General features: G+C 55.4%; 17 protein-coding genes and 1 pseudogene. 8 read left to right on the top strand and 10 right to left on the bottom strand.

The window, feature by feature from the left end; translation table 11 throughout:
- Positions 1–124 precede the first annotated feature (124 nt).
- The 5 genes from hcaE to hcaD are packed head-to-tail and all read left to right on the top strand — an operon-like array spanning position 125 to position 4,342.
- The gene (gene hcaE, locus AC3ITF_RS06005) at positions 125–1,486 is read left to right on the top strand and encodes a 3-phenylpropionate/cinnamic acid dioxygenase subunit alpha (protein ID WP_115257767.1); all 1,362 of its coding nucleotides are present in this window, start codon (positions 125–127) and stop codon (positions 1,484–1,486) included.
- On the top strand, positions 1,483–2,001 hold the full coding sequence (hcaF, locus tag AC3ITF_RS06000; RefSeq protein WP_135911591.1) for a 3-phenylpropionate/cinnamic acid dioxygenase subunit beta: 519 nt from the start codon (positions 1,483–1,485) through the stop codon (positions 1,999–2,001). Before hcaE ends, hcaF begins: the two co-directional genes overlap by 4 nt.
- The gene (gene hcaC / locus AC3ITF_RS05995) at positions 2,001–2,318 is read left to right on the top strand and encodes a 3-phenylpropionate/cinnamic acid dioxygenase ferredoxin subunit (protein ID WP_096756145.1); all 318 of its coding nucleotides are present in this window, start codon (positions 2,001–2,003) and stop codon (positions 2,316–2,318) included. Before hcaF ends, hcaC begins: the two co-directional genes overlap by 1 nt.
- Entirely contained in the window at positions 2,318–3,130 is an 813-nt protein-coding gene (gene hcaB / locus AC3ITF_RS05990) for a 3-phenylpropionate-dihydrodiol/cinnamic acid-dihydrodiol dehydrogenase (RefSeq protein WP_115257764.1), read from the top strand. The genes hcaC and hcaB overlap by 1 nt, the downstream gene beginning before the upstream one ends.
- Positions 3,131–3,139: 9 nt before the next feature.
- Complete coding sequence (hcaD, locus tag AC3ITF_RS05985) at positions 3,140–4,342, top strand: phenylpropionate dioxygenase ferredoxin reductase subunit (protein WP_117343495.1); 1,203 nt, start codon at positions 3,140–3,142, stop codon at positions 4,340–4,342.
- Between the two features lie 92 nt (positions 4,343–4,434).
- On the opposite strand, the gene glyA is transcribed toward hcaD, so the two are convergent.
- Positions 4,435–5,688, bottom strand: a complete 1,254-nt coding sequence (gene glyA, locus AC3ITF_RS05980; RefSeq protein WP_115257762.1) for a serine hydroxymethyltransferase — start codon at positions 5,686–5,688, stop codon at positions 4,435–4,437.
- A 326-nt stretch (positions 5,689–6,014) separates the two neighbouring features.
- On the opposite strand from glyA, the gene hmpA reads away from it, so the two are divergent.
- Both hmpA and AC3ITF_RS05970 read left to right on the top strand, forming a co-directional pair.
- Positions 6,015–7,205 (top strand): NO-inducible flavohemoprotein, encoded by a 1,191-nt coding sequence (hmpA, locus tag AC3ITF_RS05975; RefSeq protein WP_115257760.1) that lies wholly within the window; start codon positions 6,015–6,017, stop codon positions 7,203–7,205.
- Positions 7,206–7,209: 4 nt separating this feature from the next.
- Positions 7,210–7,305, top strand: a pseudogene (locus AC3ITF_RS05970) (hypothetical protein); the annotation flags it as partial.
- Here the strand turns inward: AC3ITF_RS05970 and glnB are convergent.
- The 5 genes from glnB to purL all read right to left on the bottom strand — a co-directional run bounded on the left by glnB (position 7,302) and on the right by purL (position 15,815).
- The gene (glnB, locus tag AC3ITF_RS05965) at positions 7,302–7,640 is read right to left on the bottom strand and encodes a nitrogen regulatory protein P-II (RefSeq protein ID WP_002438074.1); all 339 of its coding nucleotides are present in this window, start codon (positions 7,638–7,640) and stop codon (positions 7,302–7,304) included. The pseudogene AC3ITF_RS05970 and the gene glnB sit on opposite strands and share 4 nt — an antisense overlap.
- A gap of 68 nt (positions 7,641–7,708) precedes the next feature.
- Positions 7,709–9,043, bottom strand: coding sequence for a two-component system response regulator GlrR (glrR, locus tag AC3ITF_RS05960; RefSeq protein ID WP_304571763.1), 1,335 nt, complete (start codon positions 9,041–9,043; stop codon positions 7,709–7,711).
- Positions 9,043–9,786 (bottom strand): two-component system QseEF-associated lipoprotein QseG, encoded by a 744-nt coding sequence (gene qseG, locus AC3ITF_RS05955; RefSeq protein ID WP_096759355.1) that lies wholly within the window; start codon positions 9,784–9,786, stop codon positions 9,043–9,045. The genes glrR and qseG overlap by 1 nt, the downstream gene beginning before the upstream one ends.
- A gap of 23 nt (positions 9,787–9,809) precedes the next feature.
- Positions 9,810–11,240 (bottom strand): two component system sensor histidine kinase QseE/GlrK, encoded by a 1,431-nt coding sequence (qseE, locus tag AC3ITF_RS05950; RefSeq protein ID WP_489176431.1) that lies wholly within the window; start codon positions 11,238–11,240, stop codon positions 9,810–9,812.
- A gap of 687 nt (positions 11,241–11,927) precedes the next feature.
- Positions 11,928–15,815, bottom strand: coding sequence for a phosphoribosylformylglycinamidine synthase (purL, locus tag AC3ITF_RS05945; protein ID WP_489176221.1), 3,888 nt, complete (start codon positions 15,813–15,815; stop codon positions 11,928–11,930).
- 268 nt (positions 15,816–16,083) lie between these two features.
- On the opposite strand from purL, the gene mltF reads away from it, so the two are divergent.
- Positions 16,084–17,634, top strand: a complete 1,551-nt coding sequence (mltF, locus tag AC3ITF_RS05940) for a membrane-bound lytic murein transglycosylase MltF (RefSeq protein ID WP_137399729.1) — start codon at positions 16,084–16,086, stop codon at positions 17,632–17,634.
- A gap of 62 nt (positions 17,635–17,696) precedes the next feature.
- On the opposite strand, the gene tadA is transcribed toward mltF, so the two are convergent.
- From tadA to murQ, 4 genes are all read right to left on the bottom strand, one after another.
- Positions 17,697–18,161, bottom strand: coding sequence for a tRNA adenosine(34) deaminase TadA (gene tadA / locus AC3ITF_RS05935; protein ID WP_244958374.1), 465 nt, complete (start codon positions 18,159–18,161; stop codon positions 17,697–17,699).
- Positions 18,162–18,250: 89 nt separating this feature from the next.
- A complete protein-coding gene (gene yfhb / locus AC3ITF_RS05930) occupies positions 18,251–18,886 on the bottom strand; it encodes a phosphatidylglycerophosphatase C (protein WP_096756134.1) in 636 nt (211 codons plus the stop codon).
- A 3-nt stretch (positions 18,887–18,889) separates the two neighbouring features.
- Entirely contained in the window at positions 18,890–20,254 is a 1,365-nt protein-coding gene (locus AC3ITF_RS05925) for a PTS transporter subunit EIIC (RefSeq protein WP_115257755.1), read from the bottom strand.
- Between the two features lie 9 nt (positions 20,255–20,263).
- Complete coding sequence (gene murQ / locus AC3ITF_RS05920; protein ID WP_489176220.1) at positions 20,264–21,157, bottom strand: N-acetylmuramic acid 6-phosphate etherase; 894 nt, start codon at positions 21,155–21,157, stop codon at positions 20,264–20,266.
- Positions 21,158–21,232: the final 75 nt, after the last annotated feature.

The following is a 21,232-nucleotide window of genomic DNA, read 5'->3' as shown; positions in this document are numbered from 1 at the left end:
TGTTATCGAAAAAACGTCTCAGCTGGTAGATATTTACTATTTCACAGATTGATAACTAACCAGCAACATCCTTGGGGTACAAAAAAAGAAGGTCAATACATCTTAGCTTTCGGGATTAAAAAATATGACCACACCCTCAAATTTAGACATCTACTCACTGATCGACACGCAAAATGGTCGCGTAACCCCACGGATTTATACCGACCCTGACATTTACCAACTGGAACTGGAACGCATCTTCGGACGCTGCTGGCTGTTTCTCGCTCACGAAAGTCAGATCCCGAAGCCGGGTGACTTTTTCAATACCTACATGGGCGAGGATGCGGTGGTGGTCGTGCGACAAAAAGACGGCAGCATCAAAGCCTTTCTCAATCAGTGCCGACACCGCGCCATGCGTGTCAGCTACGCCGACTGCGGCAATACCCGCGCTTTTACCTGTCCGTATCACGGTTGGTCTTACGGCATTAACGGCGAGCTGATTGACGTGCCGCTGGAGCCACGCGCCTACCCGCAAGGGCTGTGCAAGTCCCATTGGGGGCTGAACGAAGTGCCCGGCGTCGAGAGCTACAAGGGGCTAATCTTCGGCAACTGGGACACCACCGCGCCTGCGCTGCGTGATTATCTCGGCGACATCGCCTGGTACCTGGACGGCGTACTGGATCGTCGCGAAGGCGGCACCGAAATCGTTGGCGGCGTACAGAAATGGGTGATCGACTGCAACTGGAAATTCCCCGCTGAGCAGTTCGCCAGCGACCAGTATCACGCGTTGTTCAGCCACGCTTCTGCCGTGCAGGTGCTCGGCGCCAAAGATGACGGCAGCGACAAACGCCTCGGCGACGGGCAAACCGCACGTCCGGTGTGGGAAACCGCCAAAGATGCACTGCAGTTCGGTCAGGATGGGCACGGCAGCGGATTTTTCTTTACTGAAAATCCCGATGCCAACGTCTGGGTCGACGGCGACGTCTCCAGCTACTATCGCGACACCTACGCCGAAGCCGAGCAACGTCTGGGCAAGGTTCGCGCCCTGCGTCTGGCGGGTCATAACAACATTTTCCCGACGCTGTCCTGGCTGAACGGCACCGCCACACTACGCATCTGGCACCCGCGCGGGCCGGATCAGGTCGAAGTGTGGGCGTTCTGTATTGCCGATAAAGCGGCCTCTGATGACGTGAAAGCCGCGTTTGAAAACAGCGCCACGCGCGCCTTCGGCCCCGCCGGTTTTCTTGAACAAGATGATTCAGAAAACTGGTGCGAGATCCAGAAGCTGCTCAAAGGGCACCGCGCGCGGAACAGCCAGCTGTGTCTGGAAATGGGCTTAGGTCAGGAAAAACGTCGTGAAGACGGCATTCCGGGGATCACCAATTACATCTTCTCGGAAACCGCCGCACGCGGGATGTACCAGCGTTGGGCCGATTTGCTAAGCAGCGAAAGCTGGCAGGAAGTGCAGGAAAAAACCACCGCTTACCAGCAGGAGGTAATGAAATGAGCGCGTTAGTTTCTCTGGAACTGCATCATCGCATTACCCAGTTTCTCTACCACGAAGCCAGCTTGCTGGATGACTGGAAGTTTCGCGACTGGCTGGCGCAGCTTGACGACGAGATCCGTTACACCATGCGTACGACGGTGAATGCCCAGACTCGCGACCGCCGCAAAGGGGTGCAGCCGCCGACCACCTGGATTTTCAACGACAACAAAGATCAGCTCGAGCGCCGCATTGCACGTCTGGAAACCGGCATGGCCTGGGCAGAAGAGCCGCCGTCGCGCACCCGGCATCTGATCAGCAACCTGCAAGTTAGCGAAACCGACGTTCCCGATGTGTTTCGCGTCCGACTGAACTACCTGCTGTCTCGCGCACAAAAAGAGCGGGATGAAACCTTATACGTTGGCATGCGCGTGGACAAAGTACGCCGCTTGCCGGGCGATGAGTGGCGTTTACTGGAGCGTGAGATCGTGCTGGATCAGGCGGTGATCTCCTCCCATAACCTGAGTGTACTGTTCTGATGAATCGTGTATTTGCCTGCCCCGTAGGGGATTTGCCGGAAGGTGAAGCGCTGCGGCTCGACACCTCGCCGGTCATCGCGTTGTTTAACGTTGGCGGTGCATTTTATGCCATTAACGACCGCTGCAGCCACGGTAATGCCTCGATGTCGGAAGGGTATCTGGAAGACGATGCCACCGTGGAGTGCCCACTGCACGCCGCCAGTTTCTGCCTGAAAACCGGCAAAGCGTTGTGCCTGCCCGCCACCGATCCGCTGACCACCTATGCGGTGCACGTGGAAGGCGGCGAGGTATTTATTGATATGCCTGAGGGGGCCTGATGAGCGATTTACGCGATAACGTCGTCTTTATTACCGGCGGCGGTTCCGGCCTGGGCCTGGCGCTGGTCGAGCGCTTTATTGAAGAGGGTGCGCGGGTCGCTACACTGGAGCTCTCCGCTGCCAAAGTCGCCTACCTGCGCGAGCGTTTTGGTGAGCATGTGCTGGCGGTGGAGGGGAATGTCACCCGCTACGCCGACTATCAGCGCGCGGTGGATAACATTCTCACGCGATACGGTACGCTCGATTGCTTTATCGGCAATGCGGGAATTTGGGATCATAACGCCTCGCTGGTAAACACCTCTGCCGAGGCGCTGGAAACCGGCTTTCACGAGTTATTCAATGTCAACGTGCTGGGATATCTGTTGGGGGCCAAAGCCTGCGCCCCCGCGCTTATCGCCAGCGAAGGCAGCATCATTTTTACCCTGTCCAACGCAGCATGGTACCCCGGAGGCGGCGGTCCGCTGTATACCGCCAGCAAGCATGCAGCAACCGGTCTGATTCGCCAGTTAGCCTACGAGCTGGCACCCAAAGTTCGCGTCAACGGCGTGGGGCCATGCGGTATGGCGACCGATCTGCGCGGCCCGCAGGCGCTGGGTCAGAGCGATACATCGATTATGCAGTCGCTAACGCCGGAAAAAATTGCCGCCATTTTGCCGCTGCAGTTTTTCCCGGAGCCGGCAGATTTTACCGGCCCGTATGTGATGCTGGCGTCACGGCGCAATAACCGCACGCTGAGCGGCGTGATGATCAATGCCGACGCCGGTCTGGGCATTCGCGGGATTCGTCACGTTGCCGCCGGACTGGATCTCTGAGGAGGCATTATGTACCACAATATCATCGCCATTGTCGGCGGCGGACAGGCCGCGGCAATGGCGGCAGCTGCACTGCGTCAACAGGGGTTTGACGGCGAGATCCATCTGTTTTCCGATGAGCCGCATCTGCCCTACGAACGCCCTCCACTTTCCAAAACCATGCTGTTGGACGACGTGCCGCAGCTGCAGCCGGTGCTGAACGCAGACTGGTGGCGGGATAATAATGTTCAGCTGCATCTGGGCGTCACCGTTCAAACGCTCGGGCGAGAAACGCAAACGCTGGTACTGGCTGACGGACAGACCTACCCGTGGGATCAATTACTGATTGCCACAGGCGCAGCGGCACGCCCGTTCCCATTACTGGATACGCTCGGTGACCGCGGCTTCACGCTGCGCCACGCCGGAGATGCAGCGCGTCTACGAGACGCGCTCAGCCCCGGGCAGTCGATCGCTATTGTCGGAGCCGGAACCATCGGACTTGAGCTGGCTGCCAGCGCCACGCAGCGCGGTTGTCAGGTCACCGTCATTGAACTGGCTGCCACGGTGATGGGTCGCAACGCTCCGCCGCCGATACAACGTTATCTGGCCGCCCGCCACCAGCAGGCTGGCGTACATTTGCTGCTGAATAATGCGATTGAACAGGTGGCTGGCGGGGAACGCATCGCCCTCACGCTGCAACGTGGCGAACAGCTTCAGGTTGATAGCGTGATCTACGGTATCGGGATTGTCGCCAACGACGGGCTTGCCCGTGATGCGGGTCTTGATGTGGCAAACGGCATTATCATTGATGCGTCGTGCAGAACCGTCGATCCGAACATTTTTGCCGCCGGAGATGTGGCAGTACAGCGTTCGCCAGACGGTACGCTGCAACGTTGCGAAAGCTGGGAAAACGCCAATAATCAGGCGCAAACTGCCGCGGCAGCCATGCTGGGGCTGACACTCCCGACGCTACCTCCGCCCTGGTTCTGGACCGATCAGTTCAGCGACAACCTGCAGTTTATTGGCGATATGCGTAGTGATGGCTGGGTCGTGCGCGGCAGTCCAGATGACGGCAAGGCTATCTGGTTTAACCTGCAAAACGAGGTGATAGTCGGCGCGGTAACGCTCAACCAGGGACGAGAAATGCGGCAGCTGCGCAAGTGGATTCAGGCAAAGAAAAAGCCGCTGTTAGCGGCTTTACTTGATGAGACGGTGACGCTTAAGTCGATATAACTGCCGGATGGCACTGCGTTTATCCGGCCTACAAGTAACTCATATGTAGGCCGGATAAGGTGTTTACACCGCCATCCGGCAATCCGTATGACTTATGCGTAAACCGGGAAGCGAGCGCAGATATCCAGCACTTTGGCTTTAATGCGTTCGATAGTGGCTTCATCATTGATGTTGTCCAGAATGTCACACATCCAGCCAGCCAGTTCTTTCACTTCCGCTTCTTTAAAGCCGCGACGGGTCACTGCCGGAGAACCAATACGGACACCGGAGGTCACGAACGGGCTCTTCGGATCGTTCGGTACGCTGTTTTTGTTAACCGTGATGTTCGCACGGCCCAGCGCCGCATCGGCTTCTTTACCGGTCAAGTTTTTGTCGACCAGATCCAGCAGGAACAGGTGGTTTTCAGTGCCGCCAGAAACCACTTTGTAGCCGCGGTTCAGGAACACTTCAACCATCGCTTTGGCGTTTTTCGCAACCTGCTGCTGGTAAACTTTGAACTCTGGCTCCATCGCTTCTTTCAGCGCCACAGCTTTTGCCGCGATCACGTGCATCAGCGGGCCGCCCTGTGCGCTTGGGAACACAGCGGAGTTCAGTTTTTTGTACAGCTCTTCGCTGCCGTCTTTTGCCAGGATCAGGCCGCCGCGCGGACCCGCCAGGGTTTTGTGGGTCGTGGTGGTAACAACGTGTGCATGCGGAACCGGGTTCGGGTATACGCCTGCAGCAATCAGACCGGCAACGTGTGCCATGTCGACGAACAGGTATGCACCGATGCTGTCAGCGATTTCACGCATTTTTGCCCAGTCAACCACACCGGAGTACGCAGAGAAGCCACCGATAATCATCTTCGGTTTGTGGGCCTGAGCCTGCTTAGCCATGTCTTCGTAGTCAATCTTGCCGGATTCATCGATGCCGTAAGGGACGATGTTGTACAGTTTGCCGGAGAAGTTGACCGGGGAACCGTGAGTCAGGTGACCGCCTTGCGCCAGGTTCATACCCAGAACGGTATCGCCCGGCTGCAGCAGCGCAGTGTAGACCGCGAAGTTAGCCTGAGAACCCGAGTGCGGTTGGACGTTAGCGTAGTCGGCACCAAACAGCTCTTTCGCGCGGTCAATCGCCAGTTGTTCAACGATATCCACATACTCGCAACCGCCGTAGTAGCGCTTGCCCGGATAACCTTCAGCGTATTTGTTGGTCAGCTGAGAACCCTGCGCCTGCATGACACGCGGGCTGGTGTAGTTTTCGGAGGCGATCAGTTCGATGTGCTCTTCCTGACGTACTTTTTCCTGCTCCATAGCCTGCCACAGTTCGGCATCATAATCGGCAATGTTCATTTCACGCTTTAACATCCGCATCTCCTGACTCAGCTAACAATAGAATTTCGGCCTAAAAAGGCAGTCCTGTTGGACGACGGCCAACAGTATAACCGAATCAATCTTCGATAACAGGTCTTGACAAAGGATTTTACGCAAACGATTACCTTCACAGCACACAAGGCTTTGGAGAATAATAACATGGCAAATTTCAACGGATTTCTTTTCAGGTTTGTGATGCAGATTTTTCAAGTTGTAACCTTTACAACGCAAAGTTACAAAGAACCATTTACAATGCAGGGGTATTTTTTATAAGATGTATTTGACATACATCATTAAAGCCTCAGATAAAGGAAGACCGTATGCTTGACGCACAAACCATCGCTACAGTGAAAGCCACTATTCCCCTGCTGGTCGAAACCGGCCCGAAACTGACCGCCCATTTCTACGATCGCATGTTTACGCATAACCCAGAACTCAAAGAAATTTTCAACATGAGTAACCAGCGTAATGGCGATCAGCGTGAAGCGTTGTTTAACGCTATCGCCGCTTACGCCAGCAATATCGACAACCTGGCGGCGCTGTTGCCTGCGGTCGAAAAAATTGCCCAGAAGCATACCAGCTTCCAGATTCAGCCTGAGCAGTACAACATCGTGGGCGGTCACCTGCTGGCAACGCTGGACGAGATGTTCAGCCCAGGGCAAGAAGTGCTGGACGCGTGGGGTAAAGCGTATGGCGTGCTGGCTAACGTCTTCATCAACCGCGAAGCGCAGATTTACAGTGAGAACGCCAACAAAAATGGCGGCTGGGAAGGTACTCGTCCCTTCCGCATTGTGGCAAAAACACCGCGTAGCGCATTAATTACCAGCTTTGAGTTTGAGCCCGTCGACGGCGGTGCGGTGGCTGAATACCATCCGGGGCAGTATCTGGGCGTCTGGCTTAAGCCGGAAGGTTTCCCGCATCAGGAAATTCGTCAGTACTCTCTGACCCGCAAACCGGATGGCAAGGGCTACCGCATTGCAGTTAAGCGTGAAGACGGCGGTCAGGTTTCAAGCTGGCTGCATAACCATGCGAAAGTCGGTGACATCGTTCATTTAGCCGCACCGGCAGGCGATTTCTTTATGGATGTCGCCACCGATACTCCGGTGTCGCTGATTTCCGCAGGCGTTGGTCAGACCCCGATGCTGGCAATGCTGGATACACTGGCGAAAGCCGGACACACGGCGCAGGTAAACTGGTTCCACGCGGCAGAAAACGGCGATGTGCATGCCTTTGCTGATGAAGTGAATGAGCTGGGCAACTCACTGCCGCGCTTTAGTGCCCACACCTGGTATCGTGAACCGAATGAAGCAGACCGTGAAAAAGGCGCGTATGACAGCGTGGGCCTGATGGATCTGAATAAACTGGAAGGTGCAATCAGCGATCCGGCGATGCAGTTTTATCTGTGCGGTCCAGTCGGCTTTATGCAGTTTGCCGCGAAGCAGCTGATCGGTCTGGGTGTGAAGAACGAGAATATTCATTACGAATGCTTCGGTCCGCATAAAGTCCTGTAATTACGTCATGCCTGATGGCGCTGCGCTTATCAGGCCTACGGGGTTTTGTAGGCCTGATAAGGTGTTTACACCGCCATCCGGCAAGCACGGCGCGGCTTAAATTGCTGCGTCGTCTTCTTCGCCAGTACGGATACGCACCACGCGTGCCACGTCAAAGACAAAAATCTTACCGTCGCCAATTTTACCCGTTTGAGCCGTGCGAATAATGGTATCGACACAGGTATCCACGATGTCGTCGGTAACCACAATTTCAATTTTTACCTTCGGCAGAAAATCCACCATGTACTCCGCACCACGGTACAGCTCGGTATGGCCCTTCTGACGGCCAAAGCCTTTCACTTCCGTTACGGTCATACCGGTAATGCCCACTTCTGCCAGCGCTTCGCGGACGTCGTCGAGCTTGAAGGGTTTAATAATCGCATCAATCTTTTTCATGGTTTTCCTGTCGTTTTTATCGCGTAACCGGCTGCTCACCGTATCATAAATCAGTCGTATTTACGGTGCTACTCTTTAAAGTCGTTTGCATCCAGCTCATGTCGAGAAAGCAATTTATAGAATTCGGTGCGGTTGCGCCCCGCCATTCGCGCTGCGTGGGTCACGTTGCCTTTGGTTATTTGCAGCAGCTTACGCAGGTAGTTCAGTTCAAACTGGTTACGCGCTTCAACAAAGGTTGGCAAGGCGGTATTTTCACCTTCCAGCGCCTGCTCTACCAGCGCGTCACTGATCACTGGCGATGAGGTGAGCGCCACGCATTGTTCGATAACGTTGACCAGTTGACGCACGTTGCCCGGCCAGCTGGCGGTCATTAAACGCTTCATGGCATCGGTCGAGAATGCGCGCACAAACGGTTTGTGCCGTTCAGCGGACTGACGCAGCAGATGGTTTGCCAGCAAGGGAATGTCTTCCGTACGTTCAGCCAGCGGCGGGATCTTCAGGCTCACCACGTTAAGGCGGTAGTAGAGATCCTCACGGAATTCGCCCCGCGCCATCGCTTTGGGTAAGTCGCGGTGCGTTGCGGAGACAATCCGCACGTCAATGTCGATATCACGGTTGCTGCCAAGGGGGCGAACTTTACGCTCCTGCAACACACGCAGCAATTTCACCTGCAATGGAGCGGGCATATCGCCTATCTCATCCAGAAACAGCGTCCCGCCCTCGGCGGCCTGAAATAGCCCCTCACGATTGCTCACCGCCCCGGTAAACGCGCCACGCGCATGACCAAACAGCTCGGACTCGAGCAATTGTTCCGGCAACGCGCCGCAGTTAATCGCAATAAAAGGTTTGCTGCCGCGCGGGCTGGCGTTATGGATAGCCTGGGCAAAAATTTCTTTGCCGGTACCGCTTTGGCCGTTAATCAGCACGCTGACGTCCGATTGCGCCACCATACGCGCCTGCTCTAACAGACGCAGCATCAACGGGCTGCGGGTGACAACCGATTCGCGCCAGCCGTCATCGGTCGCCGGGGCAGATTGTTCCAGCGCCCCGTCAATGGCGTTGTATAACGCGTCTTTATCGACCGGTTTGGTCAGAAAACTAAATACGCCCTGCTGAGTTGCAGCTACCGCATCCGGAATTGAACCATGCGCGGTCAGGATAATAACCGGCATACCCGGCTGGACTTTCTGGATTTCGGTAAACAACTGCATGCCGTCCATTTCATCCATGCGCAGATCGCTGATGACCAGATCCACCTTTTCACGGTTAAGCACCCGTAACCCTTCCTGCCCGCTTTCCGCCGTCACGACGCTGTAGCCTTCACTGGTTAAACGCATGCCGAGTAACTTCAACAATCCCGGATCGTCATCGACCAGCAGCAAATGTGCGGGTTTACGGCTTATCATGGCGTTACCTCCTCGCTCGAGGACCCGGTGCCCCCGGCATCGTCAGGTGTGGAGAGTTTTTCATTCCCGTGCAGCGCATCAGGATTGTAACTGCCGGCAGGCTTGCGCGTGGAAAGCTGACGCTCAATATCGGTCAGATTTTCCAGTTTGCGGGTAGTGAGATCGAGCTGCGTCTGCAAATGCTGTTGCTGCTGACGCAGCGTATCAAGATCGCTGTCTGACGACTGTTGAAGTTTGCTGTAGCGCATGCGCTCTTCGGCCAACTGTAACTGCAGAGTTTGGCCGCTAAACCAGACCTGATACAGCGGCCGTACCTGCGCCGGAATTTGCGGACTGAGCGCATCAAGTCGCGTCACCACATCTCGTCTTTCCGGCGGCGTGATATTGGCACTGGCGAGCAGGATCCCGCGCTTGAACGCGCCCTGCCAGGTGTCAGTGAGCTGGGTACTGGCTTCACTACGGGCTTGAACTGGCATCAGGCGGTCAGCACAGTCCATGGCACGCAGCCAGTACAACGGATTGCTGTCCGTAGACTGCCCCTGCAGTGACCAGATATCTGCGCACTCGGTTGAAAGGTAATCCGCCAACTGATGGGGCGGAATTTTCTCCTGTGAAGGATCGCCGATAATATGATCCACCGCGTTCGGCACACACCCCACCAGCGCCAGGCACGGCAAGCTTAGCAATAATGCGCGGCGGAAAAAATGTCGTTTAAGCATTCGGACAACAACGTGTGGCATACTCACCAGACTTAGATTCATTTTTAATGGTTTTTCATTGCAGATAGCGGCAGTTCGATGCGAAAACAAACGCCTTGCGCATAATCGTCGACCAGGTACAGCTCCCCCCGCATACGGCGGATGCAATCTCTGGCGATACTGAGTCCTAATCCGCTTCCTTTTACCGCCCCTTTTCGCTGATGGCTTCCCTGGAAAAAAGGCTCGAAGATCATGGTTTTTTCTGCTGGCGGAATCGGCTCGCCGGTATTCATTACGTCAATGTACACCGTCGCACCATGCAAGCTGCTGCGGATGCAAATGGTACCGGATTCAGCACCATAGTGCACCGCATTGGAATAAAGATTGTCCAGCACGCTCGTTAACAGCACCGGCTCTGCCAGACAGGCGATTTCTGCCAGCGTCACATCAGTATGTATCATTTTGGCGCGCGCAGGCAGACTATGTGCAGAAACCACTCTCTCCACGATCGGCGCGATTTCAACCCTTTCCAGTTGAATCGCGTCATCGGCCAGCTTGCGGTTGTAATCAAGCAGTTGCTCAATCAGTTTTTGCAGATTGCGGCTGCTGTCATCCAAAATGCCGACAACTTCTTTTTGTTCCGGCGTCAGTGGGCCAACGACCTGATCGGCCAGCAGTTCGGTTCCCTCACGCATGCTCGCCAGCGGCGTTTTGAGTTCATGTGAAAGATGGCGTAAAAATTGATGCCGCTGAGATTCAAGCCACGACAGGCGCTCACTCAGCCAGATAATACGCTGCCCCACCGATCGCAGCTCTCGCGGACCGGTAAACGATACGGTATCGCCCAGCGAGCGGCCTTCCCCCAGGCGGTTGATCATTCGTTCAATGGATTTTACCGGACCGATGATCATCCGCGTGAACAGCAGCACCATCGCCAGGCTAACGAGAAACAGTACCAGCGCCTGCCAACCAAAGAACTGACCACGTTCAGCAATTTCTTGTTGCAGCTGCTGGCCGCGCGAGAAGACCACGGTTCGCGTGGCCTGCACCATCTCGGTATTGGCATTGGCAAAAGCCTCAAGACGTGCAGCCGCCACACTGTCGGGGCCGCTGTTTTGACACTGCAACTGCGCGAGATCGTTCAGATCCTGGCGAAGCGCCTGATAGAGTTTGACGTCAGGCAACACACCCGCATGGGCATCCAGCATATCGCTGTAACGTTTACGCTGCCCCTGATAAACCTTCGCCAGTGTCGGGTCATCCAGCACGCAGTATTGCCGATAGCTGCGTTCCATCTCCAGTGCTGCGTTAGTCATCGCCTCACTCCGCCGGGCGTCAATCAGCGTGGTGCGGTTGGTTAGCGCCGCCTGGGCGCTTAGGGCATTCAGACTTTGCCATGCCTGCCAGGCCAGAACTAACAGAGGCAGCAGGATCAGCAAAAATGCCAGCGTAACCAACTGACGTAAAGACCGGGGGAAAACAGACCAGCGCTTCAAGGCGTTACTCTCAACGAAAAGGGATAGGACGATGCTAACTGAGGGGAACGCCAGATACAACAAAGCCGGGAATGACCCGGCTTTGTTATGGAATAAGGCGGTGCCTAACTCGACGTTTCGCCCGGAGTTTGATATGCGCAAGGCAAATATCAGAAGTTGGACGGCAGGCACCTTGTTGTGCGTCATTCGAAGTTTATGTAGCGCGTCCCGAAGGGGCTGACATAAGAAGGTGAATGAGCCACTGCTTAGTATTATGCAGCAAGCGTGCCAATATTCAAAACATTATATTAACACAATGATAAATATACAAAATATATTCATTTAATCGATGAATGGTTTTGGCTGTTTTTTGCGCCATGTGTCGCTAATTAGCAACACCTGTAGCACTTAAAAACAAAACATTTATAAATCAATTAATTAAATGTCTCTTTTTGACGACACCACCCTACCATCGATGTCGGGAATTCCCGACACTTTAATTTTGCGGCGCAAACACTGAGTTTATTGCCAGATGGCGGCGTAAACGCCTTATCCAGCCTACAACCGCTCTACCCCGTAGGCCTGATAAGCGCAGCGCCATCAGGCAGTATCGCGCACATTGCCAGATGACGGCGTAAACGCCTTATCCGACCTACAACATAAAAAAAGCCCCTCACGTGGAGGGGCCTTGAACATCACACGATCGTGTTAGCCGAGTTGTTTACGCGCGTTACGGAAGATGCGCATCCACGGGCTGTCCTCGCCCCAGTTTTCCGGGTGCCAGGAGTTGCTCACCGTGCGGAACACACGTTCCGGATGTGGCATCATGATCGTTACGCGGCCATTTTCGGTGGTCACCGCCGTGATCCCGTTTGGCGAACCGTTCGGGTTAGCCGGATAGGTTTCGGTGACCTTGCCAAAGTTGTCGACGAAACGTAACGCCACCAAACCTTTACTTTCCAGTGCCGCCAAATGCGCATCATCACGGACTTCCACACGCCCTTCACCGTGAGAAACGGCAATCGGCATCATGGAACCCACCATACCCTGCAGCAACAGCGACGGGCTTTGCGTTACTTCTACCAGGCTAAAGCGCGCTTCAAAGCGATCGGAGTGGTTACGCACAAAACGTGGCCACAGGTCGCTACCCGGGATCAGTTCACGCAGATTAGACATCATCTGACAGCCGTTACACACCCCGAGCGCCAGCGTCTGCGGGCGATGGAAGAAGGTTTCAAACTCATCACGCACGCGGTTGTTGAATAGAATGGATTTCGCCCAACCTTCACCGGCACCTAATACGTCACCGTAAGAGAAGCCACCACAGGCCACCAGCGCCTGGAAATTCCCCAGACCAATGCGCCCGCCCAGCAGATCGCTCATGTGAACGTCGATGGCGTCAAAGCCAGCACGGTGGAACGCCGCAGCCATTTCAACGTGAGAGTTAACGCCCTGCTCGCGCAGCACGGCCACTTTGGGGCGTGCGCCGGTGGCGATGTACGGGGCTGCAACGTCTTCGTTAATATCAAACGACAGTTTTACGTTAAGACCGGGATCGGCATCGTTGGCTTTGGCGTCATGCTCCTGATCGGCACATTCCGGGTTGTCGCGCAGACGCTGCATCTGCCAGGTGGTTTCTGCCCACCACATACGAAGCGTGGAGCGGCTTTCGCTGAACACCGTCTGACCGTTGGCAGTAATCACAAAACGGTCGCTGGCTTCAGCCTGGCCAACATAGTGAACGCAGTCGCCGAGGCCATGCTGTGCCAGCAGCGCTTCTACCGCCTCACGATCCGCCGCGCGAACCTGAATCACCGCACCTAACTCTTCGTTAAACAGTGCCGCCAGGCGGTCATCGCCGAGCGTGCTGATATCCGCCTGAATACCGCAGTGACCGGTAAAGGCCATTTCCGCCAGCGTCACCAGCAGACCACCGTCAGAACGGTCGTGGTAGGCCAACAGCTTACGCGCAGCAACCAGCGCCTGCATGGCATCATAGAAGCCTTTCAGCTGCGCAACGTTGCGGACATCCGCCGGTTTGTCGCCCAGTTGGCGATAGACCTGCGCCAGTGCAGTCGCACCCAACGCGTTATGACCCAGACCGAGGTCAATCAGCAGCAGGGCGTTGTCTTCGGTTGAGAGTTCAGGGGTGATGGTATGACGGACATCTTCCACACGGGCAAACGCGGTGATCACCAGCGACAGCGGCGAGGTCATTTCACGCTGTTCGTTGCCTTCCTGCCAGCGGGTTTTCATCGACATGGAGTCTTTACCCACCGGGATAGTCAGGCCAAGCGCCGGGCATAGCTCTTCCCCTACCGCTTTGACCGCTTCGTACAACCCAGCATCTTCGCCAGGGTGGCCGGCTGCCGCCATCCAGTTTGCGGAGAGCTTGATACGTTTGATATCGCCAATCTGCGTCGCCGCAATGTTGGTCAGCGCTTCCCCCACTGCCAGACGGGCAGAGGCAGAGAAGTCCAGCAGCGCAACCGGCGCACGCTCACCGAGAGACATCGCTTCACCATAATAGCTATCCAGGCTGGCGGTGGTCACTGCGCAGTTCGCCACCGGGATCTGCCACGGCCCGACCATTTGGTCGCGCGCTACCATGCCGGTGACGGTACGGTCGCCGATGGTTACGAGGAACGTTTTTTCTGCGACGGCAGGCAGGTGCAGCACGCGGTTGACCGCATCGCCCAGCGTAATCTGCTCACGCGCAAGCTGCTCGCCCTTCGCTTTCAGCGTTTGCACATTACGGGTCATTTTTGGTGTTTTGCCCAGCAGCACATCGAGCGGCAGGTCGATCGGCTGATTATCGAAATGACGGTCATTCATCGAAAGATGCTGCTCTTCGGTGGCCTCACCGATTACCGCATACGGTGCGCGCTCGCGCTTACACAGTTCGTCAAACAGGGGCAACTGATCTGCAGCAACCGCCAGGACGTAACGCTCCTGAGATTCGTTACACCAGATCTCCAGCGGGCTCATGCCTGGCTCATCACTTAAGATATCGCGCAGCTCAAACTTACCGCCGCGTCCACCGTCACTGACCAGCTCAGGCATCGCATTAGACAGACCGCCCGCACCCACGTCGTGGATGAACAGAATCGGGTTCGCATCCCCCATCTGCCAGCAGCGGTCGATCACTTCCTGACAGCGACGTTCCATTTCTGGGTTGTCGCGCTGTACGGAAGCAAAATCCAGATCGGCATCGGACTGGCCGGAGGCCATTGAAGACGCCGCCCCGCCGCCAAGCCCGATGTTCATTGCCGGACCACCGAGGACGATCAGTTTTGCACCGACGACGATCTCGCCTTTCTGCACGTGATCGGCGCGAATGTTGCCGATCCCACCGGCCAGCATGATGGGTTTGTGATAGCCGCGCAGCTCTTCACCGTTGTGGCTATTCACTTTTTCTTCATAGGTACGGAAATAGCCGGTCAACGCCGGGCGACCGAATTCGTTGTTAAACGCCGCGCCGCCCAGCGGGCCGTCAGTCATGATATCCAGTGCGGTAACGATCCGATCCGGCTTGCCGAAATCTTCTTCCCACGGCTGTTCAAAGCCCGGAATACGCAGGTTGGACACGGAGAAACCCACCAGCCCAGCTTTCGGCTTCGCGCCACGCCCGGTCGCACCCTCGTCGCGGATTTCACCGCCGGAGCCAGTTGCTGCGCCCGGCCATGGAGAGATAGCGGTCGGGTGGTTGTGGGTTTCGACCTTCATCAGGATATGCGCAGGCTCCTGATGGAAATCATAACGACCGGTTTGATGGTCGGCGAAGTAGCGCCCGACCTCAGAGCCTTCCATCACTGCCGCGTTGTCTTTATAGGCAGACAAGACGTGATCCGGCGTGGTTTCGAAGGTGTTTTTAATCATCTTGAACAGCGACTTCGGCTGCGGTTTACCGTCGATTACCCAGTCGGCGTTAAAAATTTTATGGCGGCAGTGCTCAGAGTTGGCCTGCGCAAACATGTACAGCTCGATGTCGTTCGGGTTGCGTCCCAGTTTGATAAACGCATCCTGTAAATAGTCGATTTCATCGTCTGCCAGCGCCAGACCCAAACGCAGGTTCGCGTCGATCAGCGCCTGGCGACCTGTACCCAGCAGGTCAACGCTAGAAACCGGCGCCGGTTGGTGATGAGCAAACAACGCTTGTGCATCGTCCAGCGCAGAGAAAACCGTTTCCATCATGCGGTCGTGTAACACGGCAGCCACTTCCTGCCACTGTTCAGCGCTTAGCGTGGAGGCTTCAACATAGTAGGCAACACCACGTTCCAGACGGCTAATCTGTTGCAAGCCGCAGTTATGGGCAATATCAGTCGCTTTAGAAGACCAGGGGGAGATGGTTCCCGGGCGAGGCGTAACCAGCAGCAGCTTGCCTTCAGGGACGTGGCTGCTGAGACTCGGACCGTATTGCAACAAGCGTGCAAGTTGCGCATGCTCATCCTCGTTTAACGGGGCATTCAGGTCAGCAAAATGGACATACTCGGCGTAAATAGTGTGAACCTGAAGATTGGCCGCCTGAAAACGCGCCAGCAATTTGTTAATACGGAATGCAGACAGTGCAGGCGAACCACGCAGAATTTCCATCATAAGTCTCTCGTCTTCGAAGCGCCTGAGGCGCTTATAAGTGTGCGCAAGGGGGGAAACGGGCGTCATTATAAAGAATCTGCCGCGCCGACGAAACCGTTTGCGTCGAAATAAAATCACAACCGTCAGTTATCCTCAAATGCTGCCCCCCTGCTGAAGGAGTTGCCAACTGACGCAAGTTTAAGCAAAATGCCGCTCATTGATGATGAATTCACTTCTTAATCGCGAGCATAGCAGGCTGAAACAACGCACGGTTCAGAGAATTAACTAATTGAAAAAATTAAAGATTAATTATCTGTTTATCGGCATTTTGACGTTGCTGCTGGCAGCGGCCTTGTGGCCATCCATTCCTTGGTTCGGTAAAGCCGACAATCGTATCGCCGCCATTCAATCGCGGGGAGAGCTGCGCGTCAGTACCATTGACTCTCCGTTAACGCATTCCACTCTTACCGGGAAACGCTTCGGGCTGGATTATGAGCTGGCCCAACAGTTCGCCCGTTATTTAGGCGTGAAGTTAAAAATCACCGTGCGCCAGAATATCAGCCAGCTTTTTGACGACCTCGACAACGGCAAGGCCGATCTGCTCGCCGCCGGTCTGGTCTATAACAGCGAACGGGTCAAAAATTACCAGCCAGGCCCCACCTACTACTCGGTTTCCCAGCAACTGGTGTATCGGGTCGGGCAATATCGTCCACGCACCCTGGCCAACGTGACAGATAAACAGTTGACTATCGCCCCCGGGCACGTGGTGGTGAATGACCTGCAACACCTGAAAGAAACAAAATTTCCTGAGCTGAGCTGGAAGATCGATGATAAAAAGGGCACCACGGAACTGCTCGATGATGTCATCAACGGCAAGCTGGACTACACCATTGCCGATTCCGTAGCGATAAGTCTGTATCAGCGCGTACACCCTGAACTGGCCGTCGCACTGGATGTCTCTGACGAACAACCGGTGACCTGGTTTAGCCCGCTGGACGATGACAATACACTTTCCGCCGCCCTGCTGGATTTCTTTAACACCATCAATGAAGACGGGTTACTGGCGCGGCTGGAAGAAAAATATCTCGGGCATGGCAATGATTTTGACTATGTTGATACCCGCACGTTTTTACGGGCGGTCGACAGCGTATTGCCTGATCTCAAGCCGCTGTTTGAGAAATATGCGCAAGAGATAGACTGGCGATTGCTGGCGGCCATCTCTTATCAGGAATCGCACTGGGATGCGCAGGCCACCTCGCCGACCGGCGTACGTGGTCTGATGATGCTGACCAAAAATACCGCCCAGAGTCTGGGATTAACGGACCGAACCGACGCCGAGCAAAGCATCAGCGGGGGCGCTCGCTATCTGCAAGATATGATGAGTAAAGTTCCGGATACCGTCCCCGAGGGCGAACGGATCTGGTTTGCGCTTGCCGCCTATAATATGGGGTATGCGCATATGCTGGACGCCCGCGCGCTGACGGTAAAAACCAAAGGTAACCCGGACAGTTGGGCCGACGTAAAACAGCGCTTGCCGCTGCTCAGCCAAAAGCCCTGGTACAAAAAACTGACCTATGGCTATGCACGCGGCCACGAAGCCTATGCCTACGTAGAGAATATCCGTAAGTATCAGATAAGTCTGGTGGGATATCTGCAGGAGAAAGAAAAGCAGGCGATCGAAACGCAGCAACTGGCGCAGGATTATCCGGCGGTTTCGCCCGCAGAGTTGTTAGGGAAAGAGAAATTTCCGCTCTCAGCGTTTCTCTCGCAAACCTCGTCGAACTATCTGACTCACACCCCTTCACTGCTGTTTTCCCCGCAGAAGAAGGAGGAAAAGTAGTGGCATGCTCATGCCGGATGGCGGATGGCGGCTTAAAAGCCTTATCCGGCCTACCGCTGTAATCACTCCGTGACGGACTTTTTCAGGGCTTTAATTTCCTGACGACGCATACGGAAGAAGTCACTGAGCAGCGTGGCGCATTCATCACGCAATATGCCTTCTGTCACCTCAACCCGGTGATTCATGCCCGGATGATGCAGTACATCCATTAACGAACCCGCGGCCCCCGTTTTCGCATCACGCGCACCAAATACCACCCGACCGATACGGCTGTGTACCATTGCACCCGCACACATCACGCATGGCTCAAGGGTGACGTACAGTGTGGCATCCAGTAAACGGTAATTTTGCAGGACCAGCCCGCCCTGACGCAGCGCCATGATTTCAGCATGAGCGGTGGGATCGTGATGACCAATCGGCCGATTCCAGCCTTCGCCAATCACACGATTGTTATGCACCAGAACCGCGCCCACCGGAACCTCACGCTCATCCCAGGCGCGCTTTGCTAGCGTTAACGCATGACGCATCCAGTATTCGTGGCTAAATTCAACATCAGACAAAGGCAGAACTCCAGTAATCAAAGCGGGCGCATTATACACAGACGCTATCGTTTACTCTATTCGAGTTGCTGCAGCTCTCCACGCGGCGTGACGCGCCAACGATGCTGGCAGAACGAAAGCAGCGGATTGTCCTGCTTACTGTCGCTGTAGCCGCTATACAGCGCCAGCGGGGCGCCAATCTGGCGTTCCAGTTGGGTGACTTTCTCATGGCCAAGGCAGCGTAAAGGCAGCACCCAGCCACCGTAACCGCGCGCCATTTGACTGGCGATAAGATTCACCCGAGGCAGCCACGGGGTGTCAAAGTAAACCTGCTCGACCAGCGACTGCGGGGAACCGGTGATCAGCCAAATATCCGCATCAGAGCTTAACAGATAGGTGGTCAGGCGCTGCTGCACCAGCGGAAACGCCGTCACGTGATGGCGAAACCAACGCACAAAATCAGCTTGGTGGGCTTTAAGGCGTGCTTCTCGCCGACCAAAAGTGCATCCCCACAGGAGCAAACTCATTGGCCAACGGGCGGCGCGCCCTTTGATCAACATCGCCACCGCGATAATCGGTAACAGCGGCAGTACAAGCAGCGCATTCAACGGTTGGCGGCGCAGCAGATAACGCAGAAAACTACCGAACATATCCTGCTGGTGTAACGTACCGTCCAAATCAAAAAAGACAACGCGACGCTCGTGATTGGTCAAACCTTAGTCCTCTGGATCGTTGAACCCCAATAGCCAGGTAAACAAGAACCCGGCGATAACCGCTACCAGATAGCCTAACAGATAGAACATCACTTTTCCGGCAACAATCGTCAGCGCCAGCGGTAATCCCGAGATACCAAAGGTGATAACCGTCGCCACTTTCCAGTAGCTGATCAGCGCCCCACCGACCGCACCACCGAGGCAAGCGCCGATAAACGGTTTACCCAGCGGCAGCGTTACGCCAAAAATCAACGGCTCGCCAATGCCCAGTAACCCGACCGGCAGCGCGCCTTTGATCACTTTTTTCAGTCGTGCGTTACGGGTTTTCATCAGAACAGCAATTGCGGCGCCAATCTGACCGACCCCGGCCATCGCCAGGATGGGAAATAGCGCGTTATAGCCATGCGCCTGCACCAGTTCCACGTGAATCGGCACCAGCCCCTGATGGAGTCCGGTGAGCACCAGCGGCAGGAACGTTCCCGCCAGCACCGCGCCGACCAGGAAACCGCCGCGATCAATCGCCCAGGAGGCGCCGTGGGCAATGGACTCGGAGATCCAGCCACCGAGCGGTTGTAGCGCCACAATCGCAATCGTCCCGGTAATCAGGGTGGTCAGCAACGGATTAAGGATCAACTCCAGCGATTCCGGCAACACCTCGCGGAATTTGCGCTCTATCCAGCACATTAACGCCACCACCAGTAGCACCGCAATCACCCCGCCACGCCCGGGCTGTAGCGCCTCGCCAAACAGGGTAATTTGCGCTAGCTGTGGGCTGGAGAGAATGCCGGCCATTACGCCGCCCATTGCCAGCGAACCCCCAAACACTTTGGCCGTATTCACCCCCACCAGAATATTCATGATGGCAAAAACGGCGCTGCCGAAAATACCTAACAGCCCCAGCATATTGGGATAATGGGTGGCAAAGTCGCCCACAATATCAGGGCGCTTGAGGATATTGATAATACCGGTAATCAAACCGGAGGCGATAAACGCCGGGATCAGCGGAATAAAGACGTTTGCCAGTTTACGCAGCGCATCGCTCATTGGCGCTTTGTACTTCGCTTTCACCTGAGATTTTGTGCGTTCAATGTCGTGTGCATGCGGACGTTCGCCGTCATCAGCAATCAGAGAACGCATGGCATCCACCACTTTGGCGGCCTTACCGGGACCGACAATAATCTGATGCTGCGCCCCCTGCTTCACATAGCCGCTGACGCCGGGCAGCTGCTTCAGCCGGGGAATATCCAGTTGGTCGTCATCCTGGACTTCTACCCTGACGCGGGTCATACAGTTTTCCAGGCGCAGAATATTTTTTTCTCCGCCAACCCCCAGCAGAATATCGCTGGCAAGCGCCGCCGTTTTGTCCATATGTACCTCTTAGTGTTCTAACGCCGCGCGTAAAAAACCCTGGTGAGCGGAGAGTTTTGCCCTGGCTGCCGTCGCGTCTAGCTCGGTCAGCGCCATCAGAATGGCGGGCTTAACGTCAAAATCGGTCTGCTTCAGTAACGTTTCAGCGTCTTCGCGCGAAATGCCGGTAGCTTCCACCACCATCCGGCAGGCCCGATCGACCAGCTTGGCGTTGGTCGCTTTCATATCCACCATCAGGTTCTGATACACCTTGCCATACTTCACCATCGCACCGGTGGAAATCATATTTAGCACCAGTTTCTGCGCGGTGCCCGACTTCAGACGGGTTGAACCAGTCAGCGCCTCCGGACCAACCACCACGGAGATGGCGATATCCGCTTCGCGGGCAATAGGTGAGTCCGGATTACAGGAAATCGCGACCGTCGTACAGCCCACCGCATGCGCATATTTCAGGCCGCCAATCACATACGGTGTCCGACCCGATGCCGCCAGACCGACAACCAGATCCTGCGCGGTCAGATTCAGCGCCCGCAGGTCATCTTCCCCAAGCTGCGAGTTATCTTCTGCGCCTTCAACCGCTTTTAATAACGCCCCTGGCCCACCGGCAATCAGCCCGACCACTAATCCGTGCGGTACACCAAAAGTTGGCGGACATTCTGAGGCATCCAGCACGCCGAGACGTCCGCTGGTCCCTGCCCCCATGTAAATAATCCGCCCGCCTGCTTTAAGTGCCTGCGCAGCCGCATCAACCGCATGCGCAACTTCAGACAGTGTCGCTTTTACTGCTTCCGCTACCAGCGTATCCTGTTGATTAAAACGATGTACCAGCTCAAGCGTTGATAACGCATCGAGATCCATCGTTTGTGGATTGCGGGTTTCTGACACTAACGCACCGAGATTCATTTTTGTTCCTTAGGAATTTTTAATTCATAATAATCCGTCATAATGGAATATTATATTCACTCAGGCGAGTGAAAT

This window comes from Citrobacter sp. KH_055_1 (assembly GCF_057838705.1).
The sequence above is the reverse complement of the archived record's forward strand: the minus strand, read 5'-3'. Positions and strand labels throughout refer to the sequence as shown.

Coding starts and splice junctions, on each gene's coding strand:
- hcaF (WP_135911591.1), top strand. CDS start 1,483: ATGAGCGCGTTAGTTTCTCTGGAACTGCATCATCGCATTACCCAGTTT.
- hmpA (WP_115257760.1), top strand. CDS start 6,015: ATGCTTGACGCACAAACCATCGCTACAGTGAAAGCCACTATTCCCCTG.
- purL (WP_489176221.1), bottom strand. CDS start 15,815: ATGATGGAAATTCTGCGTGGTTCGCCTGCACTGTCTGCATTCCGTATT.
- tadA (WP_244958374.1), bottom strand. CDS start 18,161: ATGCGTCATGCGTTAACGCTAGCAAAGCGCGCCTGGGATGAGCGTGAG.
- hcaD (WP_117343495.1), top strand. CDS start 3,140: ATGTACCACAATATCATCGCCATTGTCGGCGGCGGACAGGCCGCGGCA.
- AC3ITF_RS05925 (WP_115257755.1), bottom strand. CDS start 20,254: ATGGACAAAACGGCGGCGCTTGCCAGCGATATTCTGCTGGGGGTTGGC.
- hcaC (WP_096756145.1), top strand. CDS start 2,001: ATGAATCGTGTATTTGCCTGCCCCGTAGGGGATTTGCCGGAAGGTGAA.
- murQ (WP_489176220.1), bottom strand. CDS start 21,157: ATGAATCTCGGTGCGTTAGTGTCAGAAACCCGCAATCCACAAACGATG.
- glnB (WP_002438074.1), bottom strand. CDS start 7,640: ATGAAAAAGATTGATGCGATTATTAAACCCTTCAAGCTCGACGACGTC.
- hcaB (WP_115257764.1), top strand. CDS start 2,318: ATGAGCGATTTACGCGATAACGTCGTCTTTATTACCGGCGGCGGTTCC.
- glyA (WP_115257762.1), bottom strand. CDS start 5,688: ATGTTAAAGCGTGAAATGAACATTGCCGATTATGATGCCGAACTGTGG.
- hcaE (WP_115257767.1), top strand. CDS start 125: ATGACCACACCCTCAAATTTAGACATCTACTCACTGATCGACACGCAA.
- qseG (WP_096759355.1), bottom strand. CDS start 9,786: ATGCCACACGTTGTTGTCCGAATGCTTAAACGACATTTTTTCCGCCGC.